Here is a 573-nt window from a genome sequence, read left to right on the forward strand (position 1 = left end):
CCTCGCAACCCTCGACCTGGAGGTCGCGGGTGCCCTCACGCCGGCGCACGCTCACCGCGACGTAGCCCGGGGTCAGTGAGGTGATGAGCCGGTCGCAGCGCTTCGACAACGCCTCGACCGGCACCCCATCCTCGGCCCAGCCGATCGCCTCGCCGAGGAAGCGGGCGAGCACAGCAGGCCGGTCGGCGGGGTCGACGACGGGGTCACCTTCGACGACGTGCACGTCGATCAGCCGCCCGGCGGCGTCGCGGACCTCGGTGATCGCGGCGACCCGCCGGTCCAGGCGGGCGGCGCGGCTCTGGATCGCGTGCGCCTGCGAGGAGGTGATCCGTCCTTCGGCCACGGCCCGCCACACCGGGCCGCGGTCGGTGGCGTCGTACCAGGCCGCCCACACCACGGCCAGCGCCGCCGTCCACGACAGGCCCGCGGCATCGGCGAACTCCGCCGTCACCAGGTCCACGGCGGCGTGGACCAGGTCCACCGGGCGCCCGGCCACGGTCAGCCCCGTGTCCTTCAGGGCCAGCAGGTCGGGGTGCTCGGAGTCGCGCAGTTCCCGCACCCGCTGCGCCAACC

At 75.2% G+C, this 573-nt stretch carries 1 protein-coding gene; it reads right to left on the minus strand.

Going from position 1 to position 573, the window contains the following annotated elements; all coding sequences use genetic code 11:
- Positions 1 to 559, minus strand: a 559-nt coding sequence (locus tag GTR02_RS22080) for a hypothetical protein (RefSeq protein ID WP_205709832.1), incomplete at its 3' end; no start/stop codon positions are given.
- Positions 560 to 573: the final 14 nt, after the last annotated feature.

Source organism: Kineococcus siccus (assembly GCF_009906795.1).
GTDB classification, from domain to species: Bacteria; Actinomycetota; Actinomycetes; order Actinomycetales; family Kineococcaceae; genus Kineococcus; species Kineococcus siccus.